This is a genomic window from Rhodoluna miladensis (SeqCode), from assembly GCF_965234705.1.
GTDB lineage: Bacteria > Actinomycetota > Actinomycetes > Actinomycetales > Microbacteriaceae > Rhodoluna > Rhodoluna miladensis.
In genome coordinates, this window is sequence record NZ_OZ248465.1 from 1101777 (window position 1) to 1118232 (window position 16456).

A 16456-nucleotide genomic window follows, 5' to 3' on the forward strand; every position below is an offset into this window, starting at 1 on the left:
CAAGTGATTCAGAGCCTTTGGGCTTGAATCAACACTTCTAACAATAACTCCCGAGCCGTTTTCTACCCTAGACCTAACCAATTAGTGGCCCTTCTTTAGGGAACTCATAGTGACGCTTGGTCTTTCTTAGAGCCAAAGATGTGGCAACCACGATTGGTCCCAATCGACCAAAGAGCATCAGAAGAGACAGCAGGAACTTGGCGTGATCTGGTAGATCAGGAGTAATTCCAGTGCTAAGTCCAACAGTTCCTGCAGCAGAGATAACTTCAAACAACAACTCATCGAGTGTGAAGTTGGTTGTAAATCTAAGTAGGAAAATTGCGCCAATGATAATGAATACATACAAAGTTACGATGGTCAACGCTTGCCTCTGCATAGAGCGAGGTAGGCGTCGGTTTCCAACGTTGACCGCAGACTCTCCACGAATTTCGGTGTAGACGATGTAAAGCAATACAACCGCTGTACCAATCTTGATACCACCGGCAGTTGAAGCGCTGGCTCCACCGATAAACATCAAGATGTCAATGCCGAGCCAGGTGCTTGTGTACATGGAACCGGTATCGATTGTGTTTAACCCGGTAGAGCGAGGCATTGAAGATGCAAAGAGGCTTGAGATTATTTTCTGCAGTGGATCCATGGCACCTAACGTGCGCGGGTTGTACCACTCAGACACCGCAATACCAATTGCACCAATTATCAAGAGCACCAAGCTGGAGTAGAGAACGATTCTCGAGTTCAAAGACCACTGGGCGGGCATGGTGTAATCGGCAGCTTTGCCAACGAGTGCATAAATTCGTAACTTGAGGCGATCACGCAATTCGGCCATGACTGGGAATCCAAAACCGGCCAGTGTTGAAATCAGGAAGACTGGGCCAATAATCCCGATGTCTCCAGCAAACCCCATCAGGCTGTCGGTATAAAGAGCAAAACCAGCTTGGTTAAATGCCGAGATGGCGTGAAATCCTCCGTGGGCAAGAGATTTCTCGAACGAATAGCCGTATTCGAAGAAGAAGCGAACAACCAGAAACAAGAATAAAACCAGCTGGAAAAACAGCATCAACTTTGCGATGTTCTTAAGCAAAGTCTTTACATCAGGCTGTTTTGTGGCGGATGACTCTGAGGTTGCAGAGATTCGATTCTTTAGTGAGATTCGACCTTCAATTAGATAACCAACAAGGGTCGCAAATCCGATGATTCCAAATCCACCAATTTGAATTAGGAAGGCAAGAATCACATGCCCTGTAGTCGACCAATGAGTAGCTGAATCAACAGTTGTTAGACCTGTCACCGTCACTGCAGAAGTAGAAGTGAATAGGGCGTCTAGAAAGTTTGTGCCTGTGCCGGCTTTAGATGCCGCCGGCAACATGAGTAGGAATGTGCCAAGAAGAATAAGAGCTGTAAAGGCTGCTGCAATCAACTGCGTTGAAGACAGCCTGGATAGTTTTGGCATTTCAATAAAACTATACTCCTGCCCTTGAAACTAGTCACGAGTGCGGGCTGCAGGTCAATAGCCAAGCAGACTTTAGGCCTGAAGGACTGGCGTGCTTAGTTGAGGACGCCTATTTTCTTGAGTCTTGCAATGGCCCCGTCCTCAATTGGGGACTCAGGTCCAATTGCCAATCTCATGAACTTCAGAACAAGGCGAGTAATTGGCTGAATAATCCAACGTGGCTTGGCATGAAGACCAAGTAGTGCTCTAAATTCTGGTCTGAGAGAAACAACGGCGGCGTCAAACAACAATCCGTAGATTGGCTTGGAGGTAGCTGGAAGTGGTGGGTTCTTGATAAACGCAACTACTTTTTCGGTATCCGGAGTTGAAACTAAAAGACCGGCCTTGTAAAGATTTGTAATCTCTCTATCTAGCTCGAGCAGGTTCATAGGGCATTTTTCTAAACCGAGCGGGGCAACTGAAACACTCCACTGAGCGATGTAGTTATCCGCTCCCGTAGCCGCGTTGCCCTTTGGAATTGCGCGGCTGGAATACATCTGGTGAGACACCAAGAAAGACTCCATGAAGGCGATGTGGACCCAAAGTAAAAGGTCTTTATCGGCGGCCTTGTAGGGAACTCTTTCGCCGGTTCCTTTCTTGTATTCGCCCTTTACTCGCTCATGCAAACGATTCACCCTCGAAGCCTCATTAGCTACAGCAGTCTTAGATCCAAAGGTTGTGACCGTGAGCCAACGAATAGTTCCGGCAAGTCGCCCCAGTGGATCAGATTCATACCTGGAATGGTTCTTCACTCCAGTAAGAGATCCTGGGTGTAGAGCCTGCATGAGCAACGCTCTGATTCCACCAACTAGAGTTCCAAAGTCCGCGTGAACTACCCAAGGAGCATCGGTGGGAACGAAATACCCAGCTTCTTCACCTTCTGCAACAACTCCAAGCCAGGGTGGTATTCCGCCTGGATCTCCGGAGAGTAGCTTTCGAAAGCGCAGGGATAGGTATTCCTGCACTGCGTTATTTGTCTTGTCTGACACTAAAAAATCTCTCCTAAAAAGAAAGTCAAACACACAATTCTTAGAATTTAGAACCGGAGGTTCCTTTTTCGGGTTCAGCGTGGTGAAATTCGAATTCAACTAAATCAGCTTCTGTGTTGCATTTTGGAGCCACCTAGGAGAATTGAACTCCTGACCTGCTCTTTACGAGGGAGCTGCTCTACCAACTGAGCTAAGGTGGCCAATTGCCAAGACATTGCGATTTTATCGAGGAAGCTCGCGACTTGCGATTGTGATTCCGGCAACCAGCCTTGAGGCAGATAATCTAGAGGCGAATATCAATGAAGGGGAAACAATGACTGAACTCGAACTGATCCAAATATGGAACAAACTCCGCAATCAGGTGATTTTCTCCCAGCTTGCCCCAACCTTTTTGCTAATTGTCACAATCGCTCTTATCAACGATGGACTGTCAGATTCGGCCATAGAGGTGCGTATTGCAACCATGGGAATCCTGTTGGCATCTGGAATATTCGGCTATCTAGCCCAGTATTCAACTGCAACTGAGGCTCGTGCAGTGTTAGCTGAGATCAGAGCACTCAAGACCAAATCAAAGCTGTCGATGCAGCTGATTCGGTTTGCAAATTGGATTGATGTAATTCGGTATGTCACACCAACAATATTCGTCGGAATCTATGTATTCTTAGGAATTGCTCTTCTGTTTTAGATTACAGAAACGATAAACCCCGCCTTCGAGCGGGGTTTATCGTTTTAAGTCTCCTTATAATCGCCTAGCCGCTAGCACTCCACAACATTCACAGCAAGACCACCCATAGAGGTCTCTTTGTATTTGGTGGACATGTCCACTCCGGTCTGACGCATCGTTTCAATAACGGTATCGAGTGAGATCTTGTGCTCACCATCACCCAGCAATGCAAGTCTCATTGCCGCTACCGCAGTTCCGGCATCGGACCCACGGTGTGGGAAGAAGAAGGACCAATTCCAATTGTGAATAGATCCAGGGTTCCTACGTAAGCCATTTCAATCCATCCGTGAAAACGGGCCGGCAAGTTGCCGGCCCGTTTCACATCACTTGTTTTACTTCTTAGAGTTGTTTACTGCATATTCCTCTTCAGGAGCGAGGACCAGGTTGTGTCTTCCATAGACCGCGAAGATGATCAACATGATTAGGTAAATCACGGCGATACCTGCGATAGCGGTTTGGAACGCTGGGTTGATTAGGTATCCAACGAATGAGATACCGGCGATTATCGCCGCAGCCCAAGCTCCTGGAACACCCCACGGTGAAACGTATGGGCGCTTTAGCTTTGGTAGCTTGCGGCGCAGGATTAGGAAGCTAACGGCCTGCATCATGTAGGCGAGCATGGCTCCCCAAACAGCGATGTTTAGCACGATAGCTCCGGCAACTGCTCCGGCACCCTCAGCATCCACCGCAGTCAAGATCTCGATGGATAGAAGTGCAGCAAAGCCGATTAGCGCACCTACAACAAGCGCAACCAATGGGACGTTCTTGCTGTTGGTGACCGATAGGCCGCGAGGGTAGTAACCAGCCCTGGAAAGGGAGAACATGTTTCTTGCGTAAGCAAACATGATTCCCTGTAGGGAAGCTAGAAGACCAATCAACGCGATTAGACCCAGCAGGGCAGCTAGCTGATCGCCAACCATCAAACGGAATCCATCAAGTAGAGGCTCTCCGGCAACTCGTAGCTCTTCTGCGCCAACGATTCCAGTGTTCAGGAACAGAATCAACAAACCGGTTGCAATCAAAGTGGTACGTGCCCATAGTCCCGCCTTTGGAATATCTCTTGCTGGGTTCTTGGCTTCTTCAGCAGCAAGAGGAAGTTCCTCGATGCCTAGGAAGAACCAAACTGCAAAAGGAATGGCCCAAAGAATTCCTTCAACACCAAATGGTAGGAATGCGGTTTGGCCAGGTTCTGGTGCGATGTTGAATAGTTTGTCAACACTGAACAGTCCTGAGAATGCAGCCATCAGAGAGAAGATAACGATGATTGCAAGAGAAATAATCGCCACGATAATTGCAAATCTAAATGCTGTGTGTGAACCAGCGGCATTTAGCGCAATGAAGACCACGTAAAGAATGATCCACCAAACCCACATCGGCAGTGAAACACCAATGAGAGCGGATGCAATTCCATCGGCATAACTTGCCGAGAAGAAAACTACAACTGCAGTCGTTGCCACATAAGTAATAGTCTCTGCAAGTCCAGTGATGAAACCACCCCAAGGACCAATTGCAGTTCTAGCAAACGAGTAAGCTCCACCGGTGTGAGGCATAGCGGCAGCCATTTCTCCGATCGAGAACATCAGACCGTAGTACATGATTACCAAGATTCCAAAGGCGACCAAAAGACCGCCGAATCCACCAACGTCTAGACCAAAGTTCCAGCCAGAGAAATCCCCTGAGATAACTGCAGCAATTGCAAGTCCCCAGAGACCCAAAAGGCCAGCGGCGCGAGTCAGCTGGCGTTTTTCAAAATATCCATCTTCAGGCTTTTTATATGTGACGCCTGAGACCTTCATGTGTTCCGAAGCCATTCGGTTTCCTATCCGCCGCTTCAGAATTTCGCCTCGAGGATCGAGGCGCTTCCATCACGGCATTGTGATTGGTTGTTTCCCTACGAACTTTAGACCCCTTCGGGGGGCTAGGAGCAACCTTTGGCCAAAAGAGTTTTGTTTACTTTCTGAACAAGCTAGCCTGCCTTTATGGGCCCTAGCCCCCAGTTCTGGGCTCACATAAGGGGAGCCATCGGCTCTAAAGTAATCTAAGGGTTGGAAAACCAACCTCAAAGAAGAGGAAATAACTTATGGCCACCAAAGGCTACATTTCGATGGATCAGCTCAAATCTCTTTATAAGGCTGGTGAAATCGACACCGTCATAATGGCCTTCACCGACATGCAGGGACGGCTCATCGGGAAAAGAGTTGCCGCCCGACATTTCCTAGACAACATCGCCGGCCATGCTGCCGAGTGTTGCAACTACCTTCTTGCTGTTGACATTGAAAACAACACCATCCAGGGCTACGAGATCTCGTCGTGGGATACCGGCTATTCCGACATGGCAATGGTTCCGGACATGAAAGCCATGCGGATGGCTCCTTGGCTTCCAGGAAGCGTAATTGTCACAACCGACCTTCACACCACCTCGCACGTAGTTATTCCTCAATCCCCTCGTTCAATTCTTAAGGCCCAGACCGACAAGTTAGAAAAACTCGGCATGAAGGCCATGGTGGGAACTGAACTTGAGTTCATCGTTTTTGATGACACCTTCAGAGAAGCCTGGGCCAAGGGTTACAAAGACATAAAGCCATCCACCGATTACAACGTCGACTACGACCTACTTGCCTCAACTAGGGTCGAGCCGATGCTTCGTGAAATTCGAAACTCTATGGACGATGCGGGAATGTACTGCGAAGGCGTAAAGGGCGAATGTAACTTAGGCCAGCAAGAAATTGCGTTTTTGTATGACGAAGTAATGACCACTTGCGATAACCACGGCGTTTACAAATCCGGTGCCAAGATGATTGCTGAAAAACACGGCAAGTCACTTACCTTCATGGCCAAATACAACGAGCGTGAGGGAAACTCCTGCCACATCCACATGTCATTTAGATCTCTTGATGACAAGGCAGTGTTTGCTGACAAGTCTGACGCTCTTGGAATGTCAGACACCTTCAAGCACTTCCTAGCCGGTCAGATTGCTCTGATGCGCGAGTTCGCTTTGCTCTACGCGCCTCAGATCAACTCCTACAAGAGATTCGTCGAGGGTAGCTTCGCTCCAACCGCAGTTGCCTGGGGAATCGATAACCGCACAGTTGCTCTGCGAGTTGTGGGTCAAGGACTTGGTATGCGCGTAGAAAACCGAGTTCCTGGAGGAGATGTGAACCAGTACTTGGCTACAGCGGCAATGATCGCAGCCGGAATCTACGGCATCGAGAACAAGCTTTCCTTAGACGAAATAACAACCGGAAACGGTTACGCCTCGAATAAGCCCCACGTTCCAGCCACCATGCAAGAAGCCATGGAGCTGTTCAAAAACTCCAAGGTTGCCAGGGCTAGCTTTGGCGATGCGGTAGTTGATCACTACCTTCACTACGCCAGGACCGAGATCCAGGCCTTCAATAGTTCAGTCACTGACTGGGAGCGGGTGCGCGGCTTTGAGCGGACCTAAACCCCGTATTGGTCTGACCACTTACCGCCAGCAAGGCAAAACCGGCGTCTGGGATACCGAGATGGCAATGATCCCGGCGTGGTACATAGAAGGCATCACTAGAGCCGGAGGATTGGCAATCATGCTTCCTCCTCAGAAGCTTTCGGATGCTGAAGCCAAAGACATAGTTTCATCCCTAGATGGATTAATGCTTTGCGGTGGAAGAGACATCGATTCTTCTCGCTACGGCCAAAGCCCACACGCTGAATCCGAGCAGCCAGACAAGCTAAGAGATGACTTAGAAGAAAAGATCTTGACCGCAGCAATTGCTGCCGACTTACCGTTTCTTGGAATTTGCCGTGGGGCGCAGATGCTCAACATCAACCGAGGTGGAACTTTGATTCAGTACCTGCCCGATGTGGTTGGCGACAATCGCTACCAGCTAGGAAATGCGCAGTTCACTCCGGCAGATGTAGAAGTTGAGACCAGCTCAATTCTTGGCTCTCTAGTTGGCGACAAGGTTTCCAACGCAGCTTTGTACCACCACCAGGCAATTGACGAGCTTGGTAAAGGCCTGAAGGTCACAGCCAAATCCGAGGATGGGATTATCGAGGCAGTTGAACTAACCGATCACCCATTTGGTGTGGCAGTCCAGTGGCACCCCGAACAAACTCTGGATGATCTAAGAATTTTTGAAGGTCTAATCGAAGCTGCAAGAAAGTATCGAGGAGCTAAATGAGCTACACCCTAATCAATCCTGCAACCGAAGAGCAGATGGAAACAATTGCTCACGCCGATGTTGCGCAAACCGATGCTGCGATTGAACTAGCCTCCAAGGCTCAGAAGAAGTGGGCTGGTCTAAACCCAGCCGATCGCGCCTTGCTCCTTCACAGATTTGCCTCTACCGTCGACCAAAACATCGAGCAGCTTGCCCAGCTGGAGGTTAGAAACTCCGGTCACCCGATCTCCCAAGCTCGCTGGGAAGCTACCCACGTAAGAAACGTTTTGGAATATTACTCGGCAGGACCCGAGCGACTAATCGGAAAGCAGATCCCGGTTGCTGGAGGAATTGCCGTGACTTTCAACGAACCAATTGGTGTCGTTGGAATCATCACACCTTGGAATTTCCCAATGACAATTGCAAGCTGGGGATTTGCCCCGGCTCTTGCTGCTGGAAACGCAGTTGTATTGAAGCCTGCCGAGTGGACTCCGCTTTCAAGCATCCGCATCGGTGAATTTGCTTTGGAAGCCGGCTTACCAGAGGGGCTGTTCCAAGTCATACCGGGAAAGGGATCAGTTGTTGGAGATCGATTCTTGACCAATCCAAAAGTCGGAAAGATTGTCTTCACCGGTTCAACCGAAGTTGGCAAGCAAGTCATGCGCAAGGCCGCGGATCAAGTCAAGCGAGTGACTCTAGAGCTCGGTGGAAAAAGTGCGAACATTGTTTTTGCTGATGCTGATGTTGATAAGGCAGCGGCAGCTGCTCCAAGCTCGGTTTTCGAAAACGCCGGCCAAGACTGCTGCGCAAGAAGTCGAATCCTGGTTGAAGCCTCGGTCTATGACCGCTTCATGGAAGGTCTAGAAAAATCAGTCAAGGCTTACAAAGTTGGTGACCCAACAAACGAAGCAACCGAAATGGGTCCGCTGGTTTCCAAAAAGCATTTCGAAAACGTAGAGCAGTACCTATCCGATGGAAATGTTGCCTTTAGAGGCAACGCGCCAACCGGCAAGGGATACTTCATGGCACCAGCGGTGCTTACCCCTGGCAAGCTAACCGATCGCTGCATGACCGAAGAAATCTTCGGTCCCGTTGTTTCGGTTTACCGCTTCAAAGATGAAGCAGAGGCTTTGGAGATTGCAAACAGTTCTGAGTACGGACTTAGTGGTTCGATTTGGACCCGCGATCTCGGAAGAGGTATTCGAGTATCAAGAGCTCTGGAGAGTGGAAACCTTTCGGTGAACTCCCACTCCTCCGTTAGATACAACACCCCGTTTGGTGGCTTCAAGCAGTCCGGTCTTGGCCGCGAGCTTGGACCAGATGCACCACTGCACTTCACAGAAGAAAAAACCGTTTACTACCCAGCTGACTAGGAGCACAAAAAATGACAATCACAAAAATGGACCTAACCCAGCGTCTTGCTGGAAAAGTAGCGGTAATCACAGGAGGCGCATCCGGCATCGGACTTGCCACCGCCAGGCGCTTTGCCGCCGAGGGCGCCAAAGTTGTAATCGGTGACATGGACTCGGTAACTGGAGAAGCAGCAGCGGCTGAGGTTGGTGGCAGCTTCATCAAGGTCAACGTTGCCGACGAAGCCGAAGTCAACAACTTATTTGACTCAACAGTCAAGATGTACGGCCAGGTAGATATTGCATTCAACAATGCGGGTATTTCACCTCCGGATGATGACTCAATCGAAACTACCGAGTTGCCAGCGTGGCAAAAAGTTCAAGATGTAAACCTAAAAAGCGTTTACCTTTGCTGCCGCGCAGCACTTCGGCACATGACCAAGCAGGGCTCTGGCTCGATCATCAACACCGCCTCGTTTGTAGCGGTTATGGGCAGTGCCACCAGCCAAATCTCTTACACCGCATCCAAAGGTGGAGTGTTGGCTATGAGCCGCGAGCTTGGAGTTCAGTTTGCTAGACAGGGAATTCGCGTAAACGCGCTTTGCCCAGGACCGGTAAATACTCCCTTGCTTCAGGAACTATTTGCTAAAGATCCAGAGCGTGCTGCAAGAAGACTCATTCACATTCCAATTGGACGATTCGCAAAACCTGAAGAACTAGCTGCAGCGGTTGCATTCTTGGCATCCGATGACAGCTCTTTCATAACTGGATCAACCTTCCTCGTTGATGGTGGAATTTCCGGCGCTTACGTAACTGCCCTATAAGAACATTCCTACTGCCGGTAGCGCTAAAGTCACCCGCCTGTTCCAAAGATTTAGTTCTTAGGGTGCCTGGCAGTTAGGGTCTGTCTCTGGCAATTTGGCCGTCAGGAAAAACTCATCAACTACATCGTCGACGCAGTCAACTTGCTGCCCATAGATGGTGTGCCCCTCGCCGTTGTAGGTGAGCAAGAATGCATCATCAAGAATTTGTCCTGCCAGTGCCTGAGCCTGTGAATAAGGAGTTGCCGGATCACCGGTAGTTCCAACAACCAAAATTGTTGGCGCACCTGTTGCTTTGTATGAAACCGGTGATGGCTTGACTTCAAAAGGCCAACTCTCGCACCGAAGCGCACCGAACTGCCAGTAACGACCAAGTGTTGGAGCCGCTTCCAAAAGTGCGCTGTTTTGTCTTCGCATGCTGAAGATGTTTGTGCTCGCTCGTGAATCAAGGCAGCTAATGGCATAGTTAGCAGACAGGATGTTGGTGGAGTAAGTTCCATCATCACTGCGGTCGTTGTATTGATCAGCAAGGAGCATAAAGACATCCCCTTGGCCCTTATTCAAAGCCATATCAAATGCTGTTGCAAGGTATGGCCAATAGCTCTCTGAGTACAGCGGCATTATCAATCCGGTCACGGCTGCCCAAATTGTTAGCTCACGACCAGACTGAGTTGGCAGTGGTTTGCTTTCAAGCTCCAGGAAAAACTCTCTGATGGTTTCTAGATCGCCATCAACAAATCCAGTGAATGGACAATCCGTGTATTGCTCACAAGCTTCAAGGAAAGCCATCAGTGCCTTTTCGAATGCTTCAATCTGGAACAGTGTCTGTTGCTCATCCGAGACAGTTGGGTCTATTGCTCCATCCAGAACAAACTGACCTACTCGGTCAGGAAACAGTGTCGCGTAGGTAGTTCCAAGTAGGGATCCGTAGGAGTATCCGAGGTAGTGAAGTTTTTCCTGCCCCAGCACAGCGCGCAATACATCCATGTCCTTCGCAGCTGAGACGGTGTCAACGTGGGCTAGCAAATCCCCTGTTCCGTCAAGACACTTGGCACCAAAGTCCTTTATAGCTGCTCTCGAGAACTCAAGATCCTCATCGCTTCCGAGTTCAAAGCCGGTGACGTTGTATAAAAACTCATCGGTCTCGGCATCAGTCAGGCAGGAAACTGCTGAGCTTCGCCCAACACCCCTTGGATCAAAACCCAAAATGTTGAAGTTCTCACGAAGTTTCTTGGTGCCCAAAAAATCACTAGATTCTAGAACCCAGTCATAACCGGATGCTCCTGGTCCTCCAGGATTGAAAAGGACAAAACCCAATGGCTCTTTCTTATCGGCCTGACGATAAGAAGTTGCAATTTCAATTGGCTCACTGGCTGGATCATCCCAGTTCATCGGCATTTGAACATCGGCACAGAATAGTCCCTCGCCGCAATTCACGAATTCAACTACCTGCTCGTAGTACTTCTCAAAACCTGCTGGAGCTCCAGTTGCAACCGGGCTGATTGGTTCAGGCGTAGAAGAATCGCTCACCGCAACACAACCGGTTAGAACGAGAACGGAAGAAGCCAAGATGGCCATATGGCCTAGTTTGTTTTTCAAATCTTCCTTCTAAGTGAAATAGCAAGTGATTCTAAAACCATCAGGTCTCGAACGTTTGAACCAATCCGTATTCTTGCCTGCGCCATGGCTTCAAGCTTTGCAATGGTTTGCGCAGGCGAAGAAGTAGAGGCTACCTCTTCTAAGGAACTTGCAAGATCTTGATTCACAAGCTCGGCCTTAGCCGCCAGCTGGATAGTCATTACATCTCTATAGAGCGACATCAGATCAACCAAGATTCGATCGATGCCATCGCGCAGGCTTCTGGTCGCACGTCTTTTTTGAGCCTCTTCCAAGGCTTTGATATCCGACCTGAGGGCTGGTGGAATTGTTCCGCCTTCGGGGATACCAAGGGTTGCCAAAAGATTCGCCCGCTCTTCGCCGTCTTTTTCAGTTGTCAGTGCATCGGCATCCTTTTTGGCAAGTTCTAGCCAGCGCTCAGCGGTGGACATAGCTTTAGGAATTGAATCGATCTGCAAAGCCGAAACCAAAGTTTCTTTGCGACGTGCTCTGGCATCGGTGCTGGTGGCAAGTCTTAGGGCCATACCGATATGACCCTGGGCTTCAGCTGCCACCTGCAGAGCGAGGCTTGGCTCAATACCATCGCGAGCGACAAGTAAATCAGCAACAGTCTGAGTTGAAGGTTGCTTTAGGGCAACTCGTCTAACGCGCGAGCGAATGGTTGGAAGCATGTCGGCTTCACTTGGAGCACAAAGCAACCAGATGGTTCCAGCCGGCGGTTCTTCAAGGGCCTTCAATAATACGTTCGAGGAGCGCTCAGCCATTCGATCGGCATCTTCGATAATCATGATTTGGTATTTGCTCAGCGATCCGCCAAAGTGCGAAGCTGAAACCAGTTGCCTGATTTCTTCGATAGAGATGATTACCTTCTCAGTAGCCAAAACTGAGACATCCGGATGAGATCCTGATTGAACCATGCGGCAGCTCTTACATTCACCGCAACCAGCCTTTTCACAAAGCAGAGATGCTGCAAATGCCATCGCAGCATTTGATCGACCTGATCCCGGAGGGCCAGTGAGAAGCCACGCGTGGTGTAGTCCTTCGTCTTTGGTTGCAACTGCTTGTCGCAGTTGACCAACCGCTTCTGGTTGACCGAGTAGCTCAGACCAAATTGGCTCGAAATCTAGAACGGTACTCAAAGTCCTTTGCTTTCTAGAACTTGATCAAGCCGAACCACAATTGCTTCCCAGATTTTCTCCGGAGCTTGGTTGGCATCCACAACAAAAATTCTGTTTGGTTCAGCTTTTGCTAAATCAAGATAGGAATTTCTGGCCGCTTCAAAAAACTCAATCTTCTCTCGCTCTAAGCGATCTGGAGCTTCCCCGGTTTGACCGCGACGCTTAGCTGCAAGCTCCGCATCCAAATCAAGCAGCACAGTTAGATCGGGTAAGAGATTATTCACTGCCCAAAGCGAGAGGTTTCTAACCTCGGTTAGATCTAGTTCTCTCCCGGCGCCTTGGTAGGCAACAGATGAATCCAGGTAGCGGTCAGTGATGACAACTTGGCCTTTTTCCAGTGCTGGCAAGATTTTGCTTGCCACATGATGAGCTCTATCGGCTGCATATAGAAGTGCTTCTGAACGAGCAGAGACTTCACCTTTGCGGTGCAATAAAAGATGTCTGATCTCTTGACCAAGCTCTGTGCCACCGGGTTCTAGAGTTCGGACTACCTGTAGTCCCTTTGAAGCAAGGTAGTTTTCCATCAAGTCAGCTTGAGTGGACTTGCCAACGCCGTCGATTCCCTCAAAGGAGATGAACAGTCCGTGGCTCAAATTACTTCTTCTTTCTAGCGGTGCCAGCCTTCACAGTCTTTTTAGGGGCTGCGGCCTTTCTGGAGACTCGACCTGCCTTGGGGGCAGCTTGGCCTGGCTCTAACCCTAGTTTCTCACGCCTGATGGCCAAAAGTTCAAAGGCCTGGTCAGGGCTTAGTTCCTCAAGCTTTTCATCCTTAGGGATGGTGGCGTTGATAGCTCCATCGGTGACGTAATCACCGAACTGCCCAGTCTTGGCAAACACCGGCAAGCCGCTGGCTGGGTCTTCGCCGAATTCGCGCAGCGGTGTCGCGGCAGTTCGGCGGCCACCGTATTTTGGCTGCTTGTATAGCTCGAGAGTTTCTTCCAGAGTCAGCGAGAAGATTTGATCTTCGGTAGCCAAAGACCTCGAGTCTGTGCCCTTCTTTAGGTACGGACCAAACTTTCCATTTTGTGCGGTGATTGGAGTTTCAGTTTCTGGGTCAAGACCAATTGTCCTTGGTAGAGAAAGCAGCATAACCGCTTGCTCAAAGGTGAAGGTATCTGGAGTCATTGACTTAAACAGCGAGGCAGTCTTTGGCTTCTCGGCGTTTGGGTCTTCCAATAAGACGTAAGGACCGAAGCGTCCATCCTTGAACAAAATGTCGTAGCCGGTAACTGGATCCTGACCCATCTTGCGGTCAGTGATAATCGGCGCATCGATAAGCTCCTGTGCTTTGGCAACAGTTAGTTCGTCGGGGGCAAGTCCTTCAGGAATGTTTACGATGCGACGGCCGTTTTCATCAGCGCCTTCGCTTCCAGGCTCAACCATTGTCTCGATGTATGGCCCGAACTTACCGGTTCTAAGTGTGATGTTCTCCGCAAGGAAAATAGAGTTCACGGCCTTAGGGTCGTGCTCGCCAACGTTTTGCACGGTGTCGTGAAGTCCATCTTCGGTTTCGGTTCCGAAGTAGAACTTCTTTAGCCAGTCGCTTCGATCAAGCTCTCCTGCTGCAATCTGGTCCAGGTTTTCTTCCATTTGAGCGGTGAAGGCATAATCAACTAGCTTTACGAAGTTCTCTTCCAGGAAGCGGGTCACAGTAAAGGCAATCCATTCTGGAACTAGGGCCTGGCCGCGCTTTACGACATAACCCTTGTTGATGATGGTGGACAAAATGGCAGCGTAGGTAGAAGGTCTTCCGATGCCATCTTCTTCCAGGGCCTTCACAAGAGAAGCTTCTGTGTAGCGAGGAGGTGGCAAGGTGGTGTGATCTTTGGCGGTGACCTCAACTACGGACAGTGCCTGGCCAACTTCCAAAGCTGGAAGCTTTAGCTCTTTTTCGCTGTCCTCTTCTTCTTCGCGCTCAACGTCGCGGCCTTCTTCGTAGGCGGCCATGAATCCCTTGAACAAAACGACGGTTCCCGATGCTGAGAACTCAGCAGATTTGCCGCCATCGATTGGACCCACTGAAATCTTTGCTGTGGTGGTTGAAACTTTCGCGTCAGCCATCTGAGAAGCCATGGTTCTTTTCCAGATCAGCTCGTAAAGATCTTTAGACCTTGAAGACATGCTCATCGGTAAATCGCTCGGGTGCAAGAAGGTTTCGCCAGCTGGGCGAATAGCCTCGTGGGCCTCCTGAGCGTTTTTGCTCTTTCCGGTGTAAACGCGAGGAGAATCAGGAACCGAGTCCTTGCCAAACATTTCAACCGCTAGGTTTCTTGCAGCCTGAATAGCTTGGGTTGATAAAACCGGTGAGTCGGTACGCATATATGTAATGTGACCGTCTTGATACAAAGACTGAGCGGTATCCATAGTCTGCTTAGCAGACATGCGAAGTTTTCTAGAAGCTTCCTGCTGCAAGGTAGAAGTTGTGAAAGGAGCAGCCGGGCGACGAGTTGAAGGCTTTGACTCCACCGATTCAACTTTTACCTTTATATCACTGCTGCGCATCGCAACAGCAAGTTTCTCGGCAGCGTCTAGATCTAGAAGTAATACGCCGTCTTTGATTTCACCCTTGTCGTTGAATGCGTCTCCCGAAGCGATCCTCTTGCCGTCAATGGAAAGAAGTTTTGCTTCAAAGTCTTGTTCTTTACCAACGCCAGTTGTAAACAGTGCCTTTACATCGTGATAGCTCGCGGAAACAAAAGCCATACGCTCACGCTCACGTTCAACCACCAATCGCATCGCTGGGGACTGAACTCGACCTGCGCTAAGACCGCGATTGATCTTGCGCCACAAAACCGGAGAAACTTCGTAGCCGTAAAGACGGTCAACTACTCGCCTGGTTTCTTGAGCCTGAACTAGGTTCTGGTCAACATCTCGGGTTTTGCCCAAAGCTTCTTGGATGGCAGTTTTTGTGATTTCATGGAACACCATTCGCTTGACCGGAACCTTCGGCTTTAGCACCTGAAGTAGGTGCCAAGCGATGGCCTCACCCTCGCGGTCCTCATCAGTTGCAAGATATAGCTCGTCGGCTTGCGTCAGGGCCTTTTTGAGCTCGGCGACAGTCTTGGATTTTCCGGCCGAAATGGCGTAGTAAGGCTCAAAGTCATTTTCGATGTCAATTGAGAACTTGGCTAACGAGCCCTTTTTCTTCTTTTCTTCAGGTGGCAAGTTCTTCGGGTCGATCAGGTCTCGGATATGCCCAATCGAGGCCATGACTGTGTAGTCATCACCTAGATACTTAGCAATGGTCTTCGCCTTTGCTGGCGACTCGACTATTACTAACTTGTTGCCCGACATACTTCTCCTAATACATTCACTTCAGGGTCCTGCTCGAGCTCGTGCTTTGTGCACGAGCCCAAGAGACTCGAAGTTGGTCTCAATAAAGACCTCGAAACCGACAATACGACATCGTTCCAAAACCAGCTGGCTATTGGTGGCGATATCTTTTGCCACAATACACGGATAACCGGACGATACACCTCGAAGTGCATCAGTTGCAGCCAGTGCGATGGCCTCTGTAGTGGCTTGAGCCCTTGTATTTACTAGCAAATGCAAGGAATACAAACTTGTAGCTGAAAATATTCCGAGAATCCCAATTATGAGCCCAAAAGCCAGAATTGTTCCAGCTCCCGTGTCATTTTCTATTGACCTTGAGCTTTTGCGCACTGCGTCTCAATCAACTCCAAACCGCTCAGATCAATACTAAAAATTCCAATTTCGCTGCGCAAAATCACACACACAACTCCCAACTCTTCTTGAATTTCAAAGCCAACTTGCTCGCCAAGTTCTGAAACGAGCGCATCAACAATCGCGATTGGCTCACCTCTTGCAATCGCTCGAGCAATTGATGATGCAGCTGAAACCAATTCCATTCGTTGCAGCTGAACACTCATTGCACTAAGCGCCAATCCAAATATCAAAAGCACTGCAGGCAGGGTCAAAACCAATTCGGCAGTGACACTGCCGGAATCTTTATTAGCTACCGCCAAGGCTAAGTGCCGATCTAACCAAATCGAACAAGATCGCTTTGACCTCATCTGATCTCATGATTACTACCAGTAGCCCTGCAAAGCCAACCGCTGCCATTGTGGCAATTGCGTACTCAGCCGTGGCAGCGCCTGTGTCTGATTTCCACTCCATTTTTTTATAC

At 49.5% G+C, this 16456-nt stretch carries 15 protein-coding genes, 1 tRNA gene and 1 pseudogene; 5 read left to right on the forward strand and 12 right to left on the reverse strand.

The window, feature by feature from the left end; genetic code table 11:
* Positions 1–73: 73 nt before the first annotated feature.
* The 3 genes from AC8GDC_RS05545 to AC8GDC_RS05555 form a co-directional block, all read right to left on the reverse strand.
* Positions 74–1450, reverse strand: a complete 1377-nt coding sequence (locus AC8GDC_RS05545; RefSeq protein WP_506557665.1) for a TrkH family potassium uptake protein — start codon at positions 1448–1450, stop codon at positions 74–76.
* A 95-nt stretch (positions 1451–1545) separates the two neighbouring features.
* On the reverse strand, positions 1546–2478 hold the full coding sequence (locus AC8GDC_RS05550; RefSeq protein ID WP_506557666.1) for an oxygenase MpaB family protein: 933 nt from the start codon (positions 2476–2478) through the stop codon (positions 1546–1548).
* A 124-nt stretch (positions 2479–2602) separates the two neighbouring features.
* A tRNA-Thr gene (locus AC8GDC_RS05555) sits at positions 2603–2678 on the reverse strand.
* A 113-nt stretch (positions 2679–2791) separates the two neighbouring features.
* On the opposite strand from AC8GDC_RS05555, the gene AC8GDC_RS05560 reads away from it, so the two are divergent.
* Positions 2792–3163, forward strand: a complete 372-nt coding sequence (locus AC8GDC_RS05560; RefSeq protein ID WP_506557667.1) for a hypothetical protein — start codon at positions 2792–2794, stop codon at positions 3161–3163.
* Positions 3164–3234: 71 nt separating this feature from the next.
* Here AC8GDC_RS05560 and AC8GDC_RS05565 read toward each other — a convergent pair.
* From AC8GDC_RS05565 to AC8GDC_RS05575, 3 genes and pseudogenes are all read right to left on the reverse strand, one after another.
* Positions 3235–3402 (reverse strand): annotated as a pseudogene (locus AC8GDC_RS05565) (L-serine ammonia-lyase, iron-sulfur-dependent, subunit alpha); the annotation flags it as partial.
* Positions 3387–3476: a serine dehydratase beta chain gene (locus tag AC8GDC_RS05570; protein ID WP_506557668.1), complete on the reverse strand. Its 90-nt coding sequence runs from the start codon at positions 3474–3476 to the stop codon at positions 3387–3389. The gene AC8GDC_RS05570 and the pseudogene AC8GDC_RS05565, both read right to left, overlap by 16 nt.
* 58 nt (positions 3477–3534) lie before the next feature.
* A complete protein-coding gene (locus AC8GDC_RS05575) occupies positions 3535–5013 on the reverse strand; it encodes an amino acid permease (protein ID WP_506557669.1) in 1479 nt (492 codons plus the stop codon).
* A 269-nt stretch (positions 5014–5282) separates the two neighbouring features.
* Between AC8GDC_RS05575 and AC8GDC_RS05580 the strand changes: the two genes are divergently transcribed.
* From AC8GDC_RS05580 to AC8GDC_RS05595, 4 genes are read left to right on the forward strand one after another with little or no spacing between them, the layout of a single operon-like run.
* Complete coding sequence (locus tag AC8GDC_RS05580; RefSeq protein ID WP_506557670.1) at positions 5283–6647, forward strand: glutamine synthetase family protein; 1365 nt, start codon at positions 5283–5285, stop codon at positions 6645–6647.
* Entirely contained in the window at positions 6634–7365 is a 732-nt protein-coding gene (locus AC8GDC_RS05585) for a gamma-glutamyl-gamma-aminobutyrate hydrolase family protein (protein WP_506557671.1), read from the forward strand. Before AC8GDC_RS05580 ends, AC8GDC_RS05585 begins: the two co-directional genes overlap by 14 nt.
* A complete protein-coding gene (locus AC8GDC_RS05590; protein ID WP_506557672.1) occupies positions 7362–8717 on the forward strand; it encodes an aldehyde dehydrogenase family protein in 1356 nt (451 codons plus the stop codon). The genes AC8GDC_RS05585 and AC8GDC_RS05590 overlap by 4 nt, the downstream gene beginning before the upstream one ends.
* Before the next feature lie 11 nt (positions 8718–8728).
* On the forward strand, positions 8729–9517 hold the full coding sequence (locus AC8GDC_RS05595) for a 3-oxoacyl-ACP reductase (RefSeq protein WP_506557673.1): 789 nt from the start codon (positions 8729–8731) through the stop codon (positions 9515–9517).
* Positions 9518–9574: 57 nt separating this feature from the next.
* On the opposite strand, the gene AC8GDC_RS05600 is transcribed toward AC8GDC_RS05595, so the two are convergent.
* The 6 genes from AC8GDC_RS05600 to AC8GDC_RS05625 all read right to left on the reverse strand — a co-directional run bounded on the left by AC8GDC_RS05600 (position 9575) and on the right by AC8GDC_RS05625 (position 16446).
* Positions 9575–11113: an alpha/beta hydrolase gene (locus AC8GDC_RS05600; protein ID WP_506557674.1), complete on the reverse strand. Its 1539-nt coding sequence runs from the start codon at positions 11111–11113 to the stop codon at positions 9575–9577.
* Positions 11110–12270: a DNA polymerase III subunit delta' gene (locus AC8GDC_RS05605; protein ID WP_506557675.1), complete on the reverse strand. Its 1161-nt coding sequence runs from the start codon at positions 12268–12270 to the stop codon at positions 11110–11112. The genes AC8GDC_RS05600 and AC8GDC_RS05605 overlap by 4 nt, the downstream gene beginning before the upstream one ends.
* On the reverse strand, positions 12267–12902 hold the full coding sequence (gene tmk / locus AC8GDC_RS05610) for a dTMP kinase (RefSeq protein ID WP_506557676.1): 636 nt from the start codon (positions 12900–12902) through the stop codon (positions 12267–12269). Before tmk ends, AC8GDC_RS05605 begins: the two co-directional genes overlap by 4 nt.
* Position 12903: 1 nt before the next feature.
* Positions 12904–15603 carry a type I DNA topoisomerase gene (topA, locus tag AC8GDC_RS05615; protein WP_506557677.1) on the reverse strand — a complete coding sequence of 900 codons (2700 nt, stop codon included), beginning with the start codon at positions 15601–15603 and terminating at the stop codon, positions 12904–12906.
* A gap of 344 nt (positions 15604–15947) precedes the next feature.
* A complete protein-coding gene (locus tag AC8GDC_RS05620) occupies positions 15948–16295 on the reverse strand; it encodes a hypothetical protein (RefSeq protein ID WP_506557678.1) in 348 nt (115 codons plus the stop codon).
* Complete coding sequence (locus AC8GDC_RS05625; RefSeq protein WP_506557679.1) at positions 16282–16446, reverse strand: DUF4244 domain-containing protein; 165 nt, start codon at positions 16444–16446, stop codon at positions 16282–16284. The genes AC8GDC_RS05620 and AC8GDC_RS05625 overlap by 14 nt, the downstream gene beginning before the upstream one ends.
* Positions 16447–16456 lie beyond the last annotated feature (10 nt).